12 protein-coding genes are annotated in these 15,604 nt (G+C 50.4%); 3 read left to right on the top strand and 9 right to left on the bottom strand.

All coding sequences use genetic code 11. The annotated features are described in order from the left end of the window. Window positions 1-126: 126 nt before the first annotated feature. Window positions 127-1,842, top strand: a complete 1,716-nt coding sequence (locus tag ACQ6WK_RS11220) for an NAD+ synthase (RefSeq protein WP_432797474.1) — start codon at window positions 127-129, stop codon at window positions 1,840-1,842. Window positions 1,843-1,849: 7 nt separating this feature from the next. Here ACQ6WK_RS11220 and ACQ6WK_RS11215 read toward each other — a convergent pair whose 3' ends face one another. Both ACQ6WK_RS11215 and ACQ6WK_RS11210 read right to left on the bottom strand, forming a co-directional pair. After that, entirely contained in the window at window positions 1,850-2,353 is a 504-nt protein-coding gene (locus ACQ6WK_RS11215; protein WP_432797473.1) for a DUF1643 domain-containing protein, read from the bottom strand. 90 nt (window positions 2,354-2,443) lie between these two features. Further along, window positions 2,444-3,679, bottom strand: coding sequence for an MFS transporter (locus tag ACQ6WK_RS11210; RefSeq protein WP_432797472.1), 1,236 nt, complete (start codon window positions 3,677-3,679; stop codon window positions 2,444-2,446). Window positions 3,680-3,919: 240 nt separating this feature from the next. Between ACQ6WK_RS11210 and ACQ6WK_RS11205 the strand changes: the two genes are divergently transcribed. After that, entirely contained in the window at window positions 3,920-5,416 is a 1,497-nt protein-coding gene (locus ACQ6WK_RS11205; protein WP_432797471.1) for a sulfatase-like hydrolase/transferase, read from the top strand. Window positions 5,417-5,496: 80 nt separating this feature from the next. Here ACQ6WK_RS11205 and ACQ6WK_RS11200 read toward each other — a convergent pair whose 3' ends face one another. From ACQ6WK_RS11200 to ACQ6WK_RS11170, 7 genes are all read right to left on the bottom strand, one after another. Next, the gene (locus ACQ6WK_RS11200) at window positions 5,497-7,044 is read right to left on the bottom strand and encodes a YihY/virulence factor BrkB family protein (RefSeq protein ID WP_432797470.1); all 1,548 of its coding nucleotides are present in this window, start codon (window positions 7,042-7,044) and stop codon (window positions 5,497-5,499) included. A 92-nt stretch (window positions 7,045-7,136) separates the two neighbouring features. Further along, window positions 7,137-7,385 carry a membrane protein insertion efficiency factor YidD gene (gene yidD / locus ACQ6WK_RS11195; RefSeq protein ID WP_432797469.1) on the bottom strand — a complete coding sequence of 83 codons (249 nt, stop codon included), beginning with the start codon at window positions 7,383-7,385 and terminating at the stop codon, window positions 7,137-7,139. A 27-nt stretch (window positions 7,386-7,412) separates the two neighbouring features. Then, complete coding sequence (gene rnpA, locus ACQ6WK_RS11190) at window positions 7,413-7,826, bottom strand: ribonuclease P protein component (protein ID WP_432797468.1); 414 nt, start codon at window positions 7,824-7,826, stop codon at window positions 7,413-7,415. 79 nt (window positions 7,827-7,905) lie between these two features. Continuing rightward, window positions 7,906-8,778, bottom strand: a complete 873-nt coding sequence (locus ACQ6WK_RS11185; protein ID WP_432800395.1) for an ankyrin repeat domain-containing protein — start codon at window positions 8,776-8,778, stop codon at window positions 7,906-7,908. Window positions 8,779-8,928: 150 nt separating this feature from the next. Next, a complete protein-coding gene (locus ACQ6WK_RS11180; RefSeq protein ID WP_432797467.1) occupies window positions 8,929-10,239 on the bottom strand; it encodes a fibronectin type III domain-containing protein in 1,311 nt (436 codons plus the stop codon). Window positions 10,240-10,483: 244 nt separating this feature from the next. After that, complete coding sequence (locus ACQ6WK_RS11175; RefSeq protein ID WP_432797466.1) at window positions 10,484-12,430, bottom strand: chloride channel protein; 1,947 nt, start codon at window positions 12,428-12,430, stop codon at window positions 10,484-10,486. A gap of 274 nt (window positions 12,431-12,704) precedes the next feature. Further along, entirely contained in the window at window positions 12,705-13,601 is an 897-nt protein-coding gene (locus tag ACQ6WK_RS11170; RefSeq protein ID WP_432797465.1) for a hypothetical protein, read from the bottom strand. A 652-nt stretch (window positions 13,602-14,253) separates the two neighbouring features. Here ACQ6WK_RS11170 and ACQ6WK_RS11165 point away from each other — a divergent pair. Beyond that, window positions 14,254-15,048, top strand: a complete 795-nt coding sequence (locus ACQ6WK_RS11165) for a type II secretion system protein (protein WP_432797464.1) — start codon at window positions 14,254-14,256, stop codon at window positions 15,046-15,048. Window positions 15,049-15,604 lie beyond the last annotated feature (556 nt).

The following is a 15,604-nucleotide window of genomic DNA, read 5'->3' as shown; positions in this document are numbered from 1 at the left end:
CAGGGCGGAGTGGGATGATATCTAAGAGGTCTTGATGATCTCTTTTTTATTGGCAGAGGCTGATGCGGTTGGGTGGGGCAGCTGTGGAATGTGAGAAAAACATGTAGACGCAATACAATACATGTTATGAGAATTGCGATAGCACAAATCAATCCGACGGTTGGCGATGTAGGCGGGAATGGGGCAATGATTGCGCGAGACATTGATCGTGCGAAGGGTGAGGGGGCGGGGCTGGTGATCTTTCCAGAGATGGCACTGGTGGGGTACCCGCCGAAGGATTTGCTGTTGAAACCGGCATTGATTGAACGGTGTGAGGCGGAGCTGGTTGAGCTGGCGAAGCGGTGCGATGGGATCACGGCATTGGTGGGGTATCCTGCAAAAAGTGAAAAAGGGAAGGGGCGGCTATTGCAAAATGCGGTAGCAGTATTGCGTGATGGGAAGATGGTCGCGCGGTATGTAAAGACATTGCTGCCGACGTATGACGTATTTGATGAGGGAAGATATTTTGAGCCGGGTGATGCGATAGGTGTGCATGTGATTGATGGTGTGAAAGTTGGTGTGAGTGTATGTGAAGATTTATGGAATGAAGCGGCGGTGCTTGGGCATGAGCTTTATCATGAGAATCCGATGGATGTAATTGCGGGGCAGGGTGCGGATGTACTCGTGAATTGTTCAGCGAGTCCGTTTGTGATGGGGAAACATGATGTACGGATGCAGTTGATGAAACATGTGGCGAAGAAACACAGCAAGCCAATTGTATATTGCAATCAGGTGGGGGGCAATGATGAGTTGGTGTTTGATGGGAATTCATGTGTGATGAATGGTGAGGGGGAAGTGATTGGGCATGCGAAGGATTTTGAAGAAGATTTGCTCGTAGTGGATTTGCCGGTGGGTGGGGATGATGCAGGGGGAATTAATCACGGTGTCATGGAGGGGTGCATTGAGCATTCGCGTGAGGGATTAGACGCGGCGTGGGCGGCGTTGGTGTTGGGGTTGCGTGATTATGTTCGTAAGTGTGGTTTTAAAAAAATTGTGATGGGATTAAGTGGCGGGATTGATTCAGCACTATCGTGTGCGGTGGCAGTGGCCGCGATTGGGAAGGAGAATGTGATTGGTGTGGGGATGCCGAGTCGGTACTCATCAGAGGGATCGGTAATGGATGCGCGGGAGCTTGCGGAAAATTTAGGTGTGGCGTTTCATGTGGTGCCGATTGAAGACGCTCATGCTGCGATGGAGGGGATGCTCTCAGAGATGTTTACTGGGATGGAGGAGGATGTCACAGAAGAAAACATTCAAGCGCGGATTCGCGGGAACATCATGATGAGTGTGTCGAACAAGTTTGGGGCGCTCTTGGTGACGACGGGAAACAAGAGTGAATTGGCTGTGGGTTATTGCACGTTATATGGCGATATGTGTGGCGGATTTTCAGTATTGTGTGATGTGCCAAAGACGATGGTGTATGACTTGTCGCGGTGGGTGAATGAGAGTAATGCGTCGGAGTTGAAAAGGATGTATGGGGAGGCGGTGATACCGTGGAATACGATTGAGAAGCCACCAAGTGCGGAGTTGCGACCAGACCAGTGCGATCAGGATTCGTTGCCAGCGTATGAGGTACTTGATGAAATTATTGAACGGTATGTCGAAAAAGATCAGAGCGCGAAGCGTATTATTGATGAGACGAGGTTTGATGGAGAGACAGTGCTAAGAATGGTGCGGCTGATTGATTTGAATGAGTACAAGCGAAAGCAGGCGGCACCGGGTCTGAAGATTACGGGGAAAGCGTTTGGGTTTGGCAGGCGGATGCCGATCGCGCAGCGGTATGACAATAAATGGGGGGTCTAATTGATGGTTAGACGGAGAAGGGGATAGGTTGCAAGTCTTTTTTAAGATAAAGAGGATGGGAGGGGTGGCCAGCGCCTGTGACTTTGAGGCAGTGAGGATTGGTGAGTAGGGGGATGACTTGTGTGGCGCGGTCGAGGTGTGAGCCATGATTGCCCCAGGCGCAGAGTGTGAGTCCTGCATCAGCAGATACTTTCTTTAGCCAATAGTTATTCTTGGGGCCAACGGGTTCGGGGTGGGCTTTCATGTCTTTGGGATCGGTTGCACGGAATGAAAAGATATTGGTCATGATGAGCCCGCCGAAGTTCCAGTCGATAGCGTAGCCAATGCATCGTCGGACAGTAGGGTCGTTTTGAATTTCGTCAGCAGTAGAAGGATTTAGTCCGACAAACATGCAATAGGGTTTGGAGGTGTCCCAGATACGATGAAGTGTGTACCGATACTGGCGACAGTCAGAGAAGCGTGCTGTAGATTGAATGAGTGTGGGGATCGGCGTGGCGATAGTTTGCGTCATGGGATGATGATAACGGAAGTCGGATGTGTGTGAAAATGTTACGGTGGAGAAGAGGGGTTAGGTTTGTAGTGGAAGATATTATGCCTGCTTTTAAGGAGATTTTGTGAGGAGTAGCCAGTCGATGGTGATGATAATGGCGAGGAGAGTGAAGGCCATGGGGATGAGGAAGAAGGCAAAAGTGAGTGAACCAGTGAGATAACCGATGAGACCAATGAGCCAGGTAAAGACGCCGCAGCCGGGGATGCCGGCGCACGAGAGGAGGATGAAGAGCATGGTGGTGTCGACGTGTGGCAGGCGGTCTGCAGCATAGCTTTGGACAGAAGGCCAGTATGGTGCAGCGGCGATACCTGCAAAGAAGAGCAAGATCATGAAGAGGGACATGCTGGTGATGAATGGGAAGAGGATGGTGATGAAGGCGCCGGCGATGGCGGAGTAGGTGACGAGTTGTTTGAGTTGTTGTTGTTTGATGAGATAGCCCCAGCCGGTGCGGCTGATGAACATGCCGAGTGCGAAGCAAATGATGCCAAGTGAGCCGGCCCATGCGGTATCCGTAAAATTAAGTTGGATATAGCTTGCTGCCCAGAAGGTGAGGGAGAACTCGCCGCCACCTGCGAGGAACATGGCGGTGAAGTAGAGCCAGAAGCGGGGCGTGCGAGCAAGGGTGAGGGCGTGGCCGAGAACGGTGCGCGCATCGAAAGGCTCTGGGTTTTCAGGGTATTCGTGGCCAGATCTTGCAGGGAGCAGAAGGAGCGCCGTAGGGATCAGACAGAGGATTGCAATGGCGGCGACAAGATATCGCCAAGAGAATCCGAGGGAAAGGAAAATGCCTGAGGCGATGACGGTGAGGAAGATGCCAACGGGCCAGAAGCCGTGTGCGAAGTTGATGTAGCGTCCAGGCTGATCGTTGACGTGGATGTTTTGGATGAAGGGCGTGGCGAGTCCCTCGATGATGCCTTCACCGAGGCCGGCAATCATGAGTGCGATGAAGAGGATGCCATAGATTGGTGAGATGGCGCAGATGAGCAGTCCGATCGCCATGAGAACGACGGCGAGTGCGAGTGACTTGCGGTTGCCAATACGCGCGGCAAGGAAACCGCAAAGAAGCATAGTTGCGACCATTGGGATGGTGCGGGCGAGGTGGAGCAGTCCGCCGGCGTTGAGCCCGCCTGATTCGAGAGGGAAGGCGAGGTCGCGTGCAATGGTAACAAGCGCAACGGGGATGATGATAGAGCCTGCTGCGTAGGCGAGGAAGGAAGAGAAGGCGGCGTAGTCGTAGCGGCCAAAGTGCATTTTGCGGGAAGTATTTGTGTCTTGAGGTGTCGGCATGGACGAAATTCTACGTGGTGTTTACGGGGTAAAAGATGAAGCATCATATCGTTACGAGACAGGATGCTTCAATAGTCGTTTGGTGGTTGCATTGAATTTGGCTTGATTGATTGAAGTGAGCAAATTCGAGAAATGAAATATAAAGATAAATTTTGATTGAATTTGAAATAATATGCCATATAACACATTCTGCTAATAACCGGTCTTTGAACAGTGAAATTTGTCGTTGGAGATCCATATATGAAGTATTTTCGTTGTGCAGGGTTACTCGCTGGTACCATGTCGTTGATTAGTGCCAGTAGTGTTTATGGTGAAGATAGTAAACCGAACATATTGTTTATCTTTGCAGACGACATGACCTATGAAGCGATTGGGAGTTTGAATAATTCTGAGGTGAAAACACCGAATCTTGACCGGTTGGTGGAACGGGGGACGTCATTTACGCAGGCTTATAATTCCGGTTCATTTACTGCGGCGGTATGTGTAGCGAGCCGCACGATGTTAAATACTGGGAAGCAGTTATGGCATGCGGGTGCGATGTGTCCGAAAGGTGTGCCAAATGAAAAGTACTTTGAAGGTAAGCGATATCGATATGATTTAGAGCCTGAGCCATATGGAAAAATGTGGTCTGAGATGATGGATGAGGCGGGGTATGAAACATATATGTCTGGGAAGTGGCATTTACTTGGTGTTGATGCCGCAAAGGTGTTTGAGCATACCGTGAATATTCGAGCCGGAATGCCGAAACAAACACAAGAACGATATCGGCGAAAATTTGTTCAAGGCAGTGTAGATACATGGAGTCCATCAGATAGCAAATTTGGAGGTTATTGGGATGGGGGTATGCATTGGAGTGAGGTGTTGGGGAATGATGTCATTCGTTTTTTGAATGATGCAGCGAAGCGCGAAGATCCATTCTTTATGTATGTTGGTTTTAATGCACCGCATGATCCAAGGCAATCGCCTCAGAAGTATGTTGATATGTATCCATTGGATCGTATTTCCGTGCCTGAGACATTCATGGAAGAATATCCATATTGTGAAGAGATTGGATCGGGTAAAAGGTTACGTGATGAAAAACTAGGGCCATTTCCACGGACGGAGTATGCGGTTAAGGTGAATCGTCAGGAGTATTACGCGATTATTTCGCATATGGACGAACAAATTGGCCGGATATTGGATGCGTTAGAAAAAACGGGGCAGGCGGGGAATACATATATATTCTTTACAGCAGATCACGGTTTAGCGGTAGGTGATCATGGCTTTATGGGTAAGCAAAATATGTATGATCGTAGTATGCGTGTGCCGTTGATTGTTGTGGGGCAGGGTGTGAAGCAAGGGCAGCAAGTTGATGGATTTGTTTATCTGCAAGATGTGATGGCGAGTGCTTTGGACCTTGCAGCTTCAAAATATGAAGATCAGGTTGCGTTTAAGAGTCTGATGCCGTTGGCTAGAGGTGATGAGAAGAAGAGTGGGTATGATGCGATTTATGGTGCGTATTATGGTACGCAGCGTATGGTAAGGACTACAGATTACAAAATGATTATTTATCCAGAGGCACATGTGGTTCGCCTGTATGACTTGATACAGGACCCAAATGAGATGCACGATTTGGCAGGCGATGCATCGTATAGGCCTATCATGGATAGCTTGTTTTTGGAGTTTAAGTCGCTTCAAAAGGAAACAGGCGATCCGCTTGATGTTGAGCCGGCGTATCGAGCGTTCTTCAGCAGTTGAATACAGTTGATTGATGTATAGTTAAAAAACCTGAGCGTTCGGCTCAGGTTTTTTTAATGAAATGGGTGGTTCATATAAAGCTAGATGATGTCGGCAAGTGTTTTAGCGGAGGCGGCAGAGATTTGCGCGTCGATAAGTTGATCGAGGAAAGTTGAGCCGGGGATAAGTTGAGATGATGTGTTTGCATCTGCTTTTTTAGTATTTTTTGTATGGTCAGAGGATTGGGTTTGCTCGTTGTGGTTGATGGTAGGTGCGACGGGAATGATGCGGGACTTGGTTTGCTCGTGGCCAAGCGTTAAAAGAAGAGAGATCGGGATTTCTTGTGGCGGGCGAGCTGGCACGAACTGATTGTGGTGGGATTCATTTTCGGAGATATGGTGAATGAGGTTGTGTTCGAGGAGGAGATTGGTGACGTGGGCGAGTGTGCGTGTGGTGAGGTGCAGCGATTGAGCGAGTGATTGTGCGGAGATGGTTTGGCCAGTGGAGAAGGGTTTTGCGATGGCGGCCATAACAAGAATGATCAGGTCGGGGGAGGCGACGGGGTCTTGTTCGTTGTTAGTGAGAAGTTCTTTGAGTCGGCGGCCTGGGAGGAGTTGGAGAGTAGAGGTAATTTCGAGGCCGAAGACAATGATGAGCCAAGTGATATAGATCCAGAGGAGGAAAATGAGAATGAGACCGAGAGAGCCGTAGAGTGCGACGTTGAGTGAGGCGGCAGAGAGCGCTTTGGTGACGTAGAGTCGGAAGCCGAGCTTGCCAAGTTCCCAGAGAACGGCGGCGACGAAGGAGCCGATGAGTGCGGGCTTGAAAGCGACGCGGGTGTTTGGCATGAGCATGTAGAGGGCGAGGAGAAGTAACCAAGTGGTGATGAGTGCGGTGAAGGTAGAGAGGATTGAGAAGAGGGTGGCGAGGCCGGGGATGGATGTGGCAAAGTTGAAGGCTTGCGTGGCGACGAATGAGGAGATGAAGAGGAGTACAGGGCCGAGAGTGATAATAGCCCAGTAGATGGTGATGCGCATGTGCCAGGCGCGACCGGTGGGGCACTGGTAGATGGTGTTGAAGGATCGTTCTGCCGTGACGAGGAGAGAGACAGCCCCCCAGATGAGGACGCCGATACCGATGGCACCGAAACCGGCGAGATTGATGTTGGAGACTTGAGCGTTGAGGTTGTCGAAGAAAGTGACGACGGTTTCTTGCGTTTCGTTCTGGGTTTCGTCGTCGGTAATGTCTAACTGATGATTAGGTGTGGTTGATTGATTGGGTTGATGGGTTGGCGATGCGGATGTTGTAGAGGTGGTTTCAGGAGTTGGTTCGACTTGGGAGGATTGAGTGGCAAAGTTGATGCCGAGGTAATCGTAGATTTTTTGCTGGGTGTTGTCGCCGAGCGCGGCAAATCCGCCAAAGGCTTTGAAGATGAGCAGGGCCAAGACGGTGAGGGGAACGAGTGAGAAGATGGTGCGGTAGGTGAGAGCGGCGGCCATTTGCGTAGCGCGGTCTTCACGCATTTTGCGGCCACAGAAAAACACGAGCTCGATAGCGTGGCGGATACGGAACTGCACACGTGAAAGTTCGTCGACGGGTGTGGTGAGGGTCCGCTTGATGGCGGCGAGGATATTTTTGACGTTGGGCATGAGAATTTAAAGTTCCGATAAGCGCAAAACGATCGCGCGGTACTGATTGTAGTATCGGGGATTTGCAACTAATGGTCTAGGATGAATCGGTTTTAGGCCGGATCGTAGCCGGAGCGTTTGGAAAAGGGGTGACAGCGGAGGATGCGTTTGATGCCACGATAAGCACCACGGAATGGACCGTATTTATTGATAGCATCGATCATGTACTGAGAGCAGGTAGGTTGGAAGCGGCAGTGCCCACCCATGATATGGGCGAGGGTGCAGCGATAGAACAGGACAAAAAAAATGAAGAGGCGAGAGAATATGTGGTTGAAAAACGATCGCATATGTTCATTGACCAAACCCCGGCACCAGCGATACCGAGCTTGTTAGTTTGTGGTCTTGTCTATGTCTGATTTTAGCTGTTTGGCACGGCGGCGGTTCCAATTTTCATGAGATTCATTGAGCGTGGTGAGGAAGAGGGATTGATACTCGGTTAGAGTGAGCAGCGGTGAATGAGAGCGTGGAATAATGATGATGTCGTAGGATTGGGGTTGGTTGTGTTGGGTGAGACGGTAACATTCACGGAGGAGACGTTTGATGCGATTGCGTGTGATGGCGTTTCCAAGCTTGCGGGAAACGGACAGGCCGAGGCGGTTGTGGGGGAGATTGTTGGGAGCGGTCATGAGGGTAAGGGGGCCGGCGTTTTTGCGCATCTTTGCGTTGTAGACATGAGAGAACTGGGCGCTGCCGGAGAGGCGGTGAGTGCGTGGGAAGGTGAGTTTGTGGGGCGAGTCGGTCATGTAGAAATAGGGTAGCGAGGAATGAGGGGGGAGGGAAGCCCCCGGAAGTTGGTGTTGTATTGCCGTTGAGTTATGTTCTTTAGTGCGACTTCGAATCTTCGATGATTTGATCGAGGTCGGGAAGGATTTGCTTGCCGTAGTCTCCGCAGATTTCGATGTCGGCTCCATGATCTAGAAGGAGTTTGCACATCTTAAAGTGATTGGCTTGGAGTGCTTCACGAAGACTGTTTTGAGTGTACATCCAATCGAAATTCTCAGCATACACTTTTGCAAAGGCGTTTGGGTTTGCGCCGGTGCTGATGAGTAGTTGTGCTAGGTTTAAATGATTGTTTTTTGCGGCATAGATGAGTGCTGTGTCAAGGTCGGATTGCGATTGATAGATGCCTTGCTTGGTTTGTAATAGATGGTTGATGGCTTCGAGGCGATTGTTTGCAGCGAGGTCATAAAGCGTCGATTTGAACATGAAAATTCTTGGAGCAGACGATTCTGGTTGTTCAAGAAGTTGCTTGGCAAGTGCGGTGAAATCAGTTTTTTCGGGGATTAGGCCGACGGCTTGGCAAAAAGATTGATAATCACGCTTTTGATTGTGCAATTGATGGAGTACGCCTGAAGAGATTTGACTGTCGATGTCGGCTCCGTGTTCGATCAGTAGCTTGCTCATCTTGTCATCTTCATTGCGAATAGCTTTTACAATGACATACTCTGCACATTCGGATGGTGGACGATTGGGATCCGCACCGTGTTTGAGCAACAACTCGGTTATTTCATAAAGCTCAATACTAACCGCACGCTCAAATGCGGTGCTTCCGTATTCATCAAGTACATTGGTGTCTTGCCTTTGTTCGATCAGGAAGCGGACGGCATTGATAAAGTTTTCTACAACAAGGAAGTGGAATGGTGTTTCGCTCATGAACACGGTTGAATTCATGATGCTGGGGTAATCGTTGATCATTCGTTTTGCTTTATTGTGATCAAGTTCACAAGCGTTGATGAATTCGCCTACGATTTCCGGCGTGATTTTTTGCATAGGTGATAAGATATCTTGCGAGGAGATATGGGGGAAGGGATCACTTGAGTTGTATGGAGAGTTTGCGGCTTTGTGTTATTGCAGTGTTTTCTTGCCGGTCTTGAAATCTTTTGTGATGACGGCTTTGTCGTAAAGCTTGCCGTCGGCTGTGTAGGCTTCGTAGATCAACTGATTGTCTGTCACGTTAATCACTTGGAAAAACTGTTTCTTGACCGCGGTTTGGTCCGACTCATATCCATCAACCGCATAGCTTTCAAGCTGCTCGCGAGACAGGTCATACATTTTTTTTCCACTGACCGAGGTGACATACATTGTCTCAATTGAATCGCCGTAGCTGCCATCTGCTGTGCGGACGGGGACATGGCCTCGGGCATAGGTATGATCGTGTCCCTGAAGCACAAGATCAACGCCGTACTTATCCAGCAGCGGCTTCCATGCCTTACGGGCATAAGCAAAATTACGCTTTTTTGCCGGCGAAAAGATTGAATGATGGCACGTGACCACTTTCCATTTTGCGCCGGGACGTTGCAGTTGTTGTTCTAGGTAAGCGTTTTGTGCTTTGGTATCCATCATGGAATTCAGCACGATGACCCGAAGCCCCTGATAGTCCACCGTATAAACGGTTTCCTGAAGTTCTTCAGGCAGCGTCGGTGACAACGGCAGTGTGAACTGAGGACGCCACAATATTGAAACCACTCGCGGGGTATCCTCCGAAAACTTGGCGAGTTCGTGGTTGCCGAGCACCGGAATGCCTGTCCATTGACCATGAACCCAACCGCCGGCCTTAAACCACTCCGACCATTCCATATCCCGGTGAGCATGATTAATCAGATCTCCGGCATGGATGGCAAACGCTGCATCGGGGGCTTTCTGATACGCCATGCGGATTACCCGGGACCAATGACTGAGTACACCATTCTGGGCGTCACCAAAATACACAAAACTGAATGGCTTTTCCGTTGCCGCTGCGGTCTTGAACTGAATCCACTCCGACCAGAAATTTTCACCATCACCCACGCGGTAGGCATATAACGTATCCGGCTTCAAGTTATTAAAAATAACTGAATGGTAATTGACCTTGCCTTGTTTATTGTCTGAAGATTGATTGAGATCAATGGTTTCGGTGCGAGCCTCTATGGTCGCCGTTTGTTGATCAAATTCAGGACTGGCAATCGATTCGGCAATCTGCGCAACCGCTTTTTCAATGCTGGTGTCTGTTCGCCAAGTCACGGCGCGCGATGTCGCAGCGTCACCGTAGAATGACAGGAAAATACGATCGGGATCGGGGCTGGCAATCTCCCAGTGACGCAAACCCTCATGTGTTTCATGCCCCCAGGCGATCGCAGTGAAGGATAGTATCAACAGATTGAGAACGATATTTTTCATTAAACACTTTTCCATTGTTTATACTCTAATAATTAAATCGTGCAGTTACTTGCGGCATCTCCCTCCCTCCCCCGCACCCTCATGGCAAGCAAAAGGCTAATTGGACTGTAGAAAATGTTTTTGCATTGTCAATGTAAAAACGATCACAAGCCGGCAGCAGGGTCGGGGAAAGTTTCCCCAGTATCAGCGGTGCCGGGCTTGTGTGGAATGATTGTATGATGAAAGAGGTCAAGCTTTCGGGGGGTTAGCCGGGTTCCTCAAGGGCACGTTGGTATTTCTTGAGAAGGCGGGCACGTGTGAGGACGCCTTTGACGAGGTTGTTCTGGTCAACCACGGTGATGGAGGATGTGTCGTACTGACTAAATTTGTCGAGGGCGATGTCGAGGGTGTCGCGATGATGAATCGTGGGGATGTCGGTTTGCATGAGTTCGGAACAGATCATGAGCGGAATCGCTTCTTGTTGTAGCAGGGTGGTGCGGACGTCTTGTCCAAGAATCATGCCAAGGTATTTCTGATTTTCATCGACGACGACAAAATCGTTGGCGGCACATGAATTGGCAAGTTCGAGCAAGCGCGTTGCGGGGTCGTCGGGCTGGACCATGATGGCGGGGATTGGCGGGACATCGATGACTTCAAGGCGACGGAGGACAGTCATGTCGGACATGGAGCCCATGCGAAGGCCGAGGTGCCGGAGTTGTGCGGTGTAGATGGAGTCGCGGACAAAGAACTGAGCGCACATCGTCGCGAGGATGGCAACGAGCATGGTGGGGAGGATGAGCTTGTAGTCTTGGGTGATTTCAAAAACAAGGAGGAAGGCGGTTAGCGGTGCGCGCACTGCTCCTGCGAGAACACCAGCCATGCCAGCAAGTGCGTAGGGCGCGGGTGTGTGTCCGGGAAGGACGCCAAATTTTTGAAGGAGTATGCCGAAGGCACCACCAAGAGAAGCGCCGATGAAAAGTGATGGCGCGAAGACACCGCCCGAGCCACCTGAGCCGAGTGTGAGGCACGTGCCGATGATTTTGGCAGCACATGCAGCGATGAGGAGGATGAGTGTGACGTTGCCGACAGGGTAGTTATTGTGTGTTTCTGCTTTGAATTGCTCGGGTGCAACGGGTTTCATTTCCTTTGCGGTGAGGAGGTCGCCTTCCTTGAGAGCTTGCTTTTCTTTCTCTCGCATTTCGATGCGATATTCTTCATAGCGGTAGGAATCGGGGTTGAGGGTGGATTCGACGACGGGATAACCGTTGGAATAGAAAGCGGGTGGTTCGTAATAGTGTTCGAAGGGGCGATGGAAACCGTAAGCGAAAGCGATGCCGATGATGCCGACGCAGAGTCCGCCGATAGCGGGTTTAAGGAATTGCGGTGCTTTGAGTTTGGAGAAGATGTTTTCAGTGAATCCCATCCCTCTTGCGTAGAAGACACCGACGATGCCGCAGAGGACGCCGAGGAAGAGGTAGGGGACGATTTCGATGGCACGTAGTTCGTAGAGTTTGAGTGCATCGGGGACATTGAAGATGGCTTCGTTCTCACCAAGAATAAGCTGTCCGGTGGTGACGCCGAAGACGGTGGCGATCATGATGGGAATGAATGACTTCATGGAGAAGTCGCGAAGCATGACTTCCATGACGAAGATGGCGCCGGAGATAGGCGCGTTGAAGATAGCTGCTAGACCTGCTGCACCGCCGCATGCGGTGAGGGTGGCCATGTGTTCACGGGAAACTTTGGTGACGTTGGCCATAAAAGAGCCGGCGACGGCGCCGATCTGGATGACGGGGCCTTCTTCACCAGCGGAGCCACCAGAACCAATGGTGAGTGAAGAGTTGATCGCTTTGAAGATACCGACACGGAGTGGGATTTTGCCATGCTTGCGTGCGATAGCGATCATGACTTCGGGGACACCGTGTGCAGCTTTGGCGCGTGCGATGAATTGTTGGATGAGCCCAACGAGGAGGCCGCCGATGGCGGGAAGCATCATGATCATCGTGAAGCGGAGGAAGAATGAGGTTTGTGCGTCGATGCGTCCAAAGAAAAAGTCGCCTGAGGAAGTGACCATGTGGTCAAAGCCTGTGGCGACGAGACCCGCAAATGAGCCGACGAGAGCAGCCAGCGGGATGAGGAACCAATCGCGCTGGAAGCCGGCGGCGACCATGACACGGTTGATTTTGGATCTGATACGTTTTGTGCGGGGCATGTTGTGTTTCGGTTTTTATGATCGTTTGGTGCGGATTGATTAGAGCTGCCTATTCAGGTTGGTTATCGGTAAAACAGTGAACGCGAGGCGATTTCGCCAGGGTGTTCGGGTTTATTGGACGAATGAGACAGTCGGTAGCCAGCGGGGGCAGAGCAGGAGAGTGTGCGAGCTGTCTGGGTTGATTGCCAAGGGTTGGCGGGACACAGGCGAATGCCGAAAGTGCATGATAGCTTGGAGAAAAGGTTTTGGGCAAATTGAGGAGTGCGGGGAGGTGTTAGGTTGTGGCTGGGTCGGCGTCGTTTTCGTGTGTGAAAGCGGCGTCCATGGAGGAGCCAGCTGAGTAGCCGAGGACAGAGCCAAAGACAGCTGCAGAGGCATATTGAATGGGAAGTGCGATGGCCATGCCGGGGAAATCTTGCTGATAGAGTTTGATGTAGAGTGCGGTCATGGTCGGGTAGCTAGTGGCGTTGAATCTAATCAGCGCATAGGCGACGATCGCAACGAGGAATGGCGAGAGGAAGATGGCGAGTGGGTTGGTTTTGGGGATGATGAGTTTGGTGAGGAAGGCAGCAAGTCCGAAAGCGAGGATGAGTGAACAGGTGGATTGTGCAGTGGCGGTGGAGAGGATGAGGTTGTTGGTGAGAAAGCCAGCGATGCCTGCGGAGAGAAGGAGTGCGATGATGGCGTTGCTGTTGAAGTTTACGAAAAGGTTGAAATCGGGCGCGTGTGTTTGCAGGCTTGGAACGTGTTCGAGCTTTTTGCGAAGTGTTGGCCGGGTGATGTGGATAGCAAAGAGGAAGGCGATAAAGAGTGCGAGCCAAATGAGGGTTTCGAAGATGAGAGTGAGGTATTGTTGAGGTGATTCGATAGACCAAATAAAGCCTTCGGGGGAGCCGCCAGCAGCAGCGAGAACAAGGAGCGAGAAGGAGGCGACGAGGAGGCCAGCGTAGGGGTGCCCAGCGGCGGAGCAGAGCAGTGCGAGCACGATGGCGGGTATGGCATAGATGAGCAGTGAGAAGAGTGCGGGGAGAAGGCCGAGGTTTGCATTTAGTAGTACGATGCCTGTGCTAGCATCCTTGGGCATAAGTGCATGTGCGGCGAAAATTAGGATGAAGGCACCGATGCTTGCGGAGCAGATAATGAGGATGCGTTGTTTGAAGTTGGGGAACATGGGTTAATCTCTTGTTGTAAGCGGCGTTGCGTGTTGTATTGCAGAGTATATCGGACAATGTATGGGCGTGGCGTTGATATCGTCGGGTGAGATTGGGAGCGAAGAGAGACTGGCACTATATAGGGAAAACATGTAGCGAGGGGCCGTGAGTAATCCTTGACAGTTTTGAGCGAGAGCGGTTAGAATCAGGGCAGCAAACATGACAATGTTATCGCTTCGGTTTGTTTGTAGTGTTTACGAAGCGGTACACTGAGGGCAAGCCAGCGTGTCAAGAAGGTAGATTCAAATATACTGCCATCCTTGATTGATTCATCCTCGAATCTAGCGACGCAACCAACCCCAATAAGAATATGGTTGAAGCTGCTTGAGGCGCTGCAAACACTGCGATTTCATTGGATATTCGTTCTATTCCATTCGCAGGCACACTGTACCTTATATTGCTGTGGCAAACGTATTGCCTCGGCTTGTTTATACGTGTTTGAGAGTTGTTTGAGACACACCTAGCGAATGCAATTGTTCACATAACACCGTTTGTCTAGCCCCATGCCAATTAAAGTGATTGGTAGGGGTGTCGTATGAGCGGGTGAAGAAGGGCAATATCTTAGGCACGTTGGATGGTTACATTTTTGTTTATCTTTTGGAGAAGCATATTATGAAACGTAAAGCTTTTACGCTTATTGAATTGCTGGTCGTGATCAGCATTATCGCATTGCTGATCGGCATCCTGCTGCCAGCACTTGGTGCTGCACGTCGTACCGCTCGCCAGATGCAGAGCAATACGCAGGTTCGTGGCATCATCCAGGGTATGGTCATCTACGCTCAGTCCAACAAGACCTTCTATCCTGGTATCTCAGCTAAGCGCGAGATTCTGGCTGCACCAAACATTGATGGTTCCGCATACAACGGTGGTGATGTTGGCAGCCGTACGGTATTGATGCTTGATGGTAACTACTTCACTGGTGAGTATTGCATCAGCCCAGTCGAAACGAAGACTGAGTGGACCACCACGTCACATAATATTGAGACTGGAAACTATTCTTATGCAATGCTGCGGATCGCGCAAGATGACGATGCTGGCACTGACAATGGTGACACTGATAAGTGGACAGCTCACAGTGATGTTTACGGTGAATGGCGTGAGACGGCCAATACTAAGGCTGTAGTTCTTTCAGACCGCAACACGGGTGATGACGCAGTGGTTGGCACCAGCGGCAACGTCAGCTCGCTTCATACCGATGAAGACAGCGGCGAATGGCGTGGTAGTGTTGGTTACAATGACAGCCACGTCGAGTTTGAGAATACCCCAGAGCTTGAAACCAAGTACACCAAGGGCGAATCCAATGACGAAGACAATCTTTTCTTGGATGAGACTGGCACTGGTCCAGAAGTTTATACAGAAGAAAATGCTTTTATGGTCTACTTTACTGCAGAGTTGGCGACCCAGTAAGTTTTAGCTGATTTAGGTATGACTTTATTTGGCCGGCTGCCTGAAAGGGCGGCCGGTTTTTTTATTGATACAAACAAAATCACTTTATAGTGATTTAATGTCGCGATTGTCGCTAAAGTCTTAATTTATCTTAGGTGTTCTAAAAACACGAGTTGCAACCATTGACATGTAGAAACTCGTATTGGTACAATCGCGCTAACACAGGGACTATACCTAATGGAAATACCTTGTGTTGACTGGTTATTCGTTTTCGCCAGGTTATTGCAGTATTGAGCGTGTTGAGCGTGTGGTGGTCGCTTGAATGCGAATGGTGATGGAAGGCAAAACGGCACTGCCGTGGGCCCGGAAGCACCGCCTGACTAAACAACCAGCGTAGCCCAATGTTTTGGCAGGCAGTCTGTTTGATGCTTGTTTTGACTGTGGGGGCATAGCAGGAGAGGCGAGTGGTTTGCCTTTCTTAGCAAGCGTAAGTGTCGCGTAGCTCGGTATGGATGCGATGCCATTGTTGATATGTACCGTCTGTCCGACGGCGTTCTGATGGTCAGAAACCGTCTCG

The sequence above is a fragment of the Poriferisphaera sp. WC338 genome, assembly GCF_050931845.1.
Lineage (GTDB): Bacteria > Planctomycetota > Phycisphaerae > Phycisphaerales > Phycisphaeraceae > Poriferisphaera.
Note: the sequence above shows the minus strand (reverse complement) of the source record. Positions and strands in the feature narration are given on the sequence as shown.

Excerpts from the sequence above, each read along its gene's own strand:
- ACQ6WK_RS11180 (WP_432797467.1), bottom strand. The coding sequence starts at position 10,239 with ATGAAAAATATCGTTCTCAATCTGTTGATACTATCCTTCACTGCGATC.
- ACQ6WK_RS11175 (WP_432797466.1), bottom strand. The coding sequence starts at position 12,430 with ATGCCCCGCACAAAACGTATCAGATCCAAAATCAACCGTGTCATGGTC.
- ACQ6WK_RS11200 (WP_432797470.1), bottom strand. The coding sequence starts at position 7,044 with ATGCCCAACGTCAAAAATATCCTCGCCGCCATCAAGCGGACCCTCACC.
- ACQ6WK_RS11205 (WP_432797471.1), top strand. The coding sequence starts at position 3,920 with ATGAAGTATTTTCGTTGTGCAGGGTTACTCGCTGGTACCATGTCGTTG.
- ACQ6WK_RS11215 (WP_432797473.1), bottom strand. The coding sequence starts at position 2,353 with ATGACGCAAACTATCGCCACGCCGATCCCCACACTCATTCAATCTACA.
- ACQ6WK_RS11220 (WP_432797474.1), top strand. The coding sequence starts at position 127 with ATGAGAATTGCGATAGCACAAATCAATCCGACGGTTGGCGATGTAGGC.
- ACQ6WK_RS11185 (WP_432800395.1), bottom strand. The coding sequence starts at position 8,778 with ATGATCAACGATTACCCCAGCATCATGAATTCAACCGTGTTCATGAGC.
- ACQ6WK_RS11165 (WP_432797464.1), top strand. The coding sequence starts at position 14,254 with ATGAAACGTAAAGCTTTTACGCTTATTGAATTGCTGGTCGTGATCAGC.
- rnpA (WP_432797468.1), bottom strand. The coding sequence starts at position 7,826 with ATGACCGACTCGCCCCACAAACTCACCTTCCCACGCACTCACCGCCTC.
- ACQ6WK_RS11210 (WP_432797472.1), bottom strand. The coding sequence starts at position 3,679 with ATGCCGACACCTCAAGACACAAATACTTCCCGCAAAATGCACTTTGGC.
- ACQ6WK_RS11170 (WP_432797465.1), bottom strand. The coding sequence starts at position 13,601 with ATGTTCCCCAACTTCAAACAACGCATCCTCATTATCTGCTCCGCAAGC.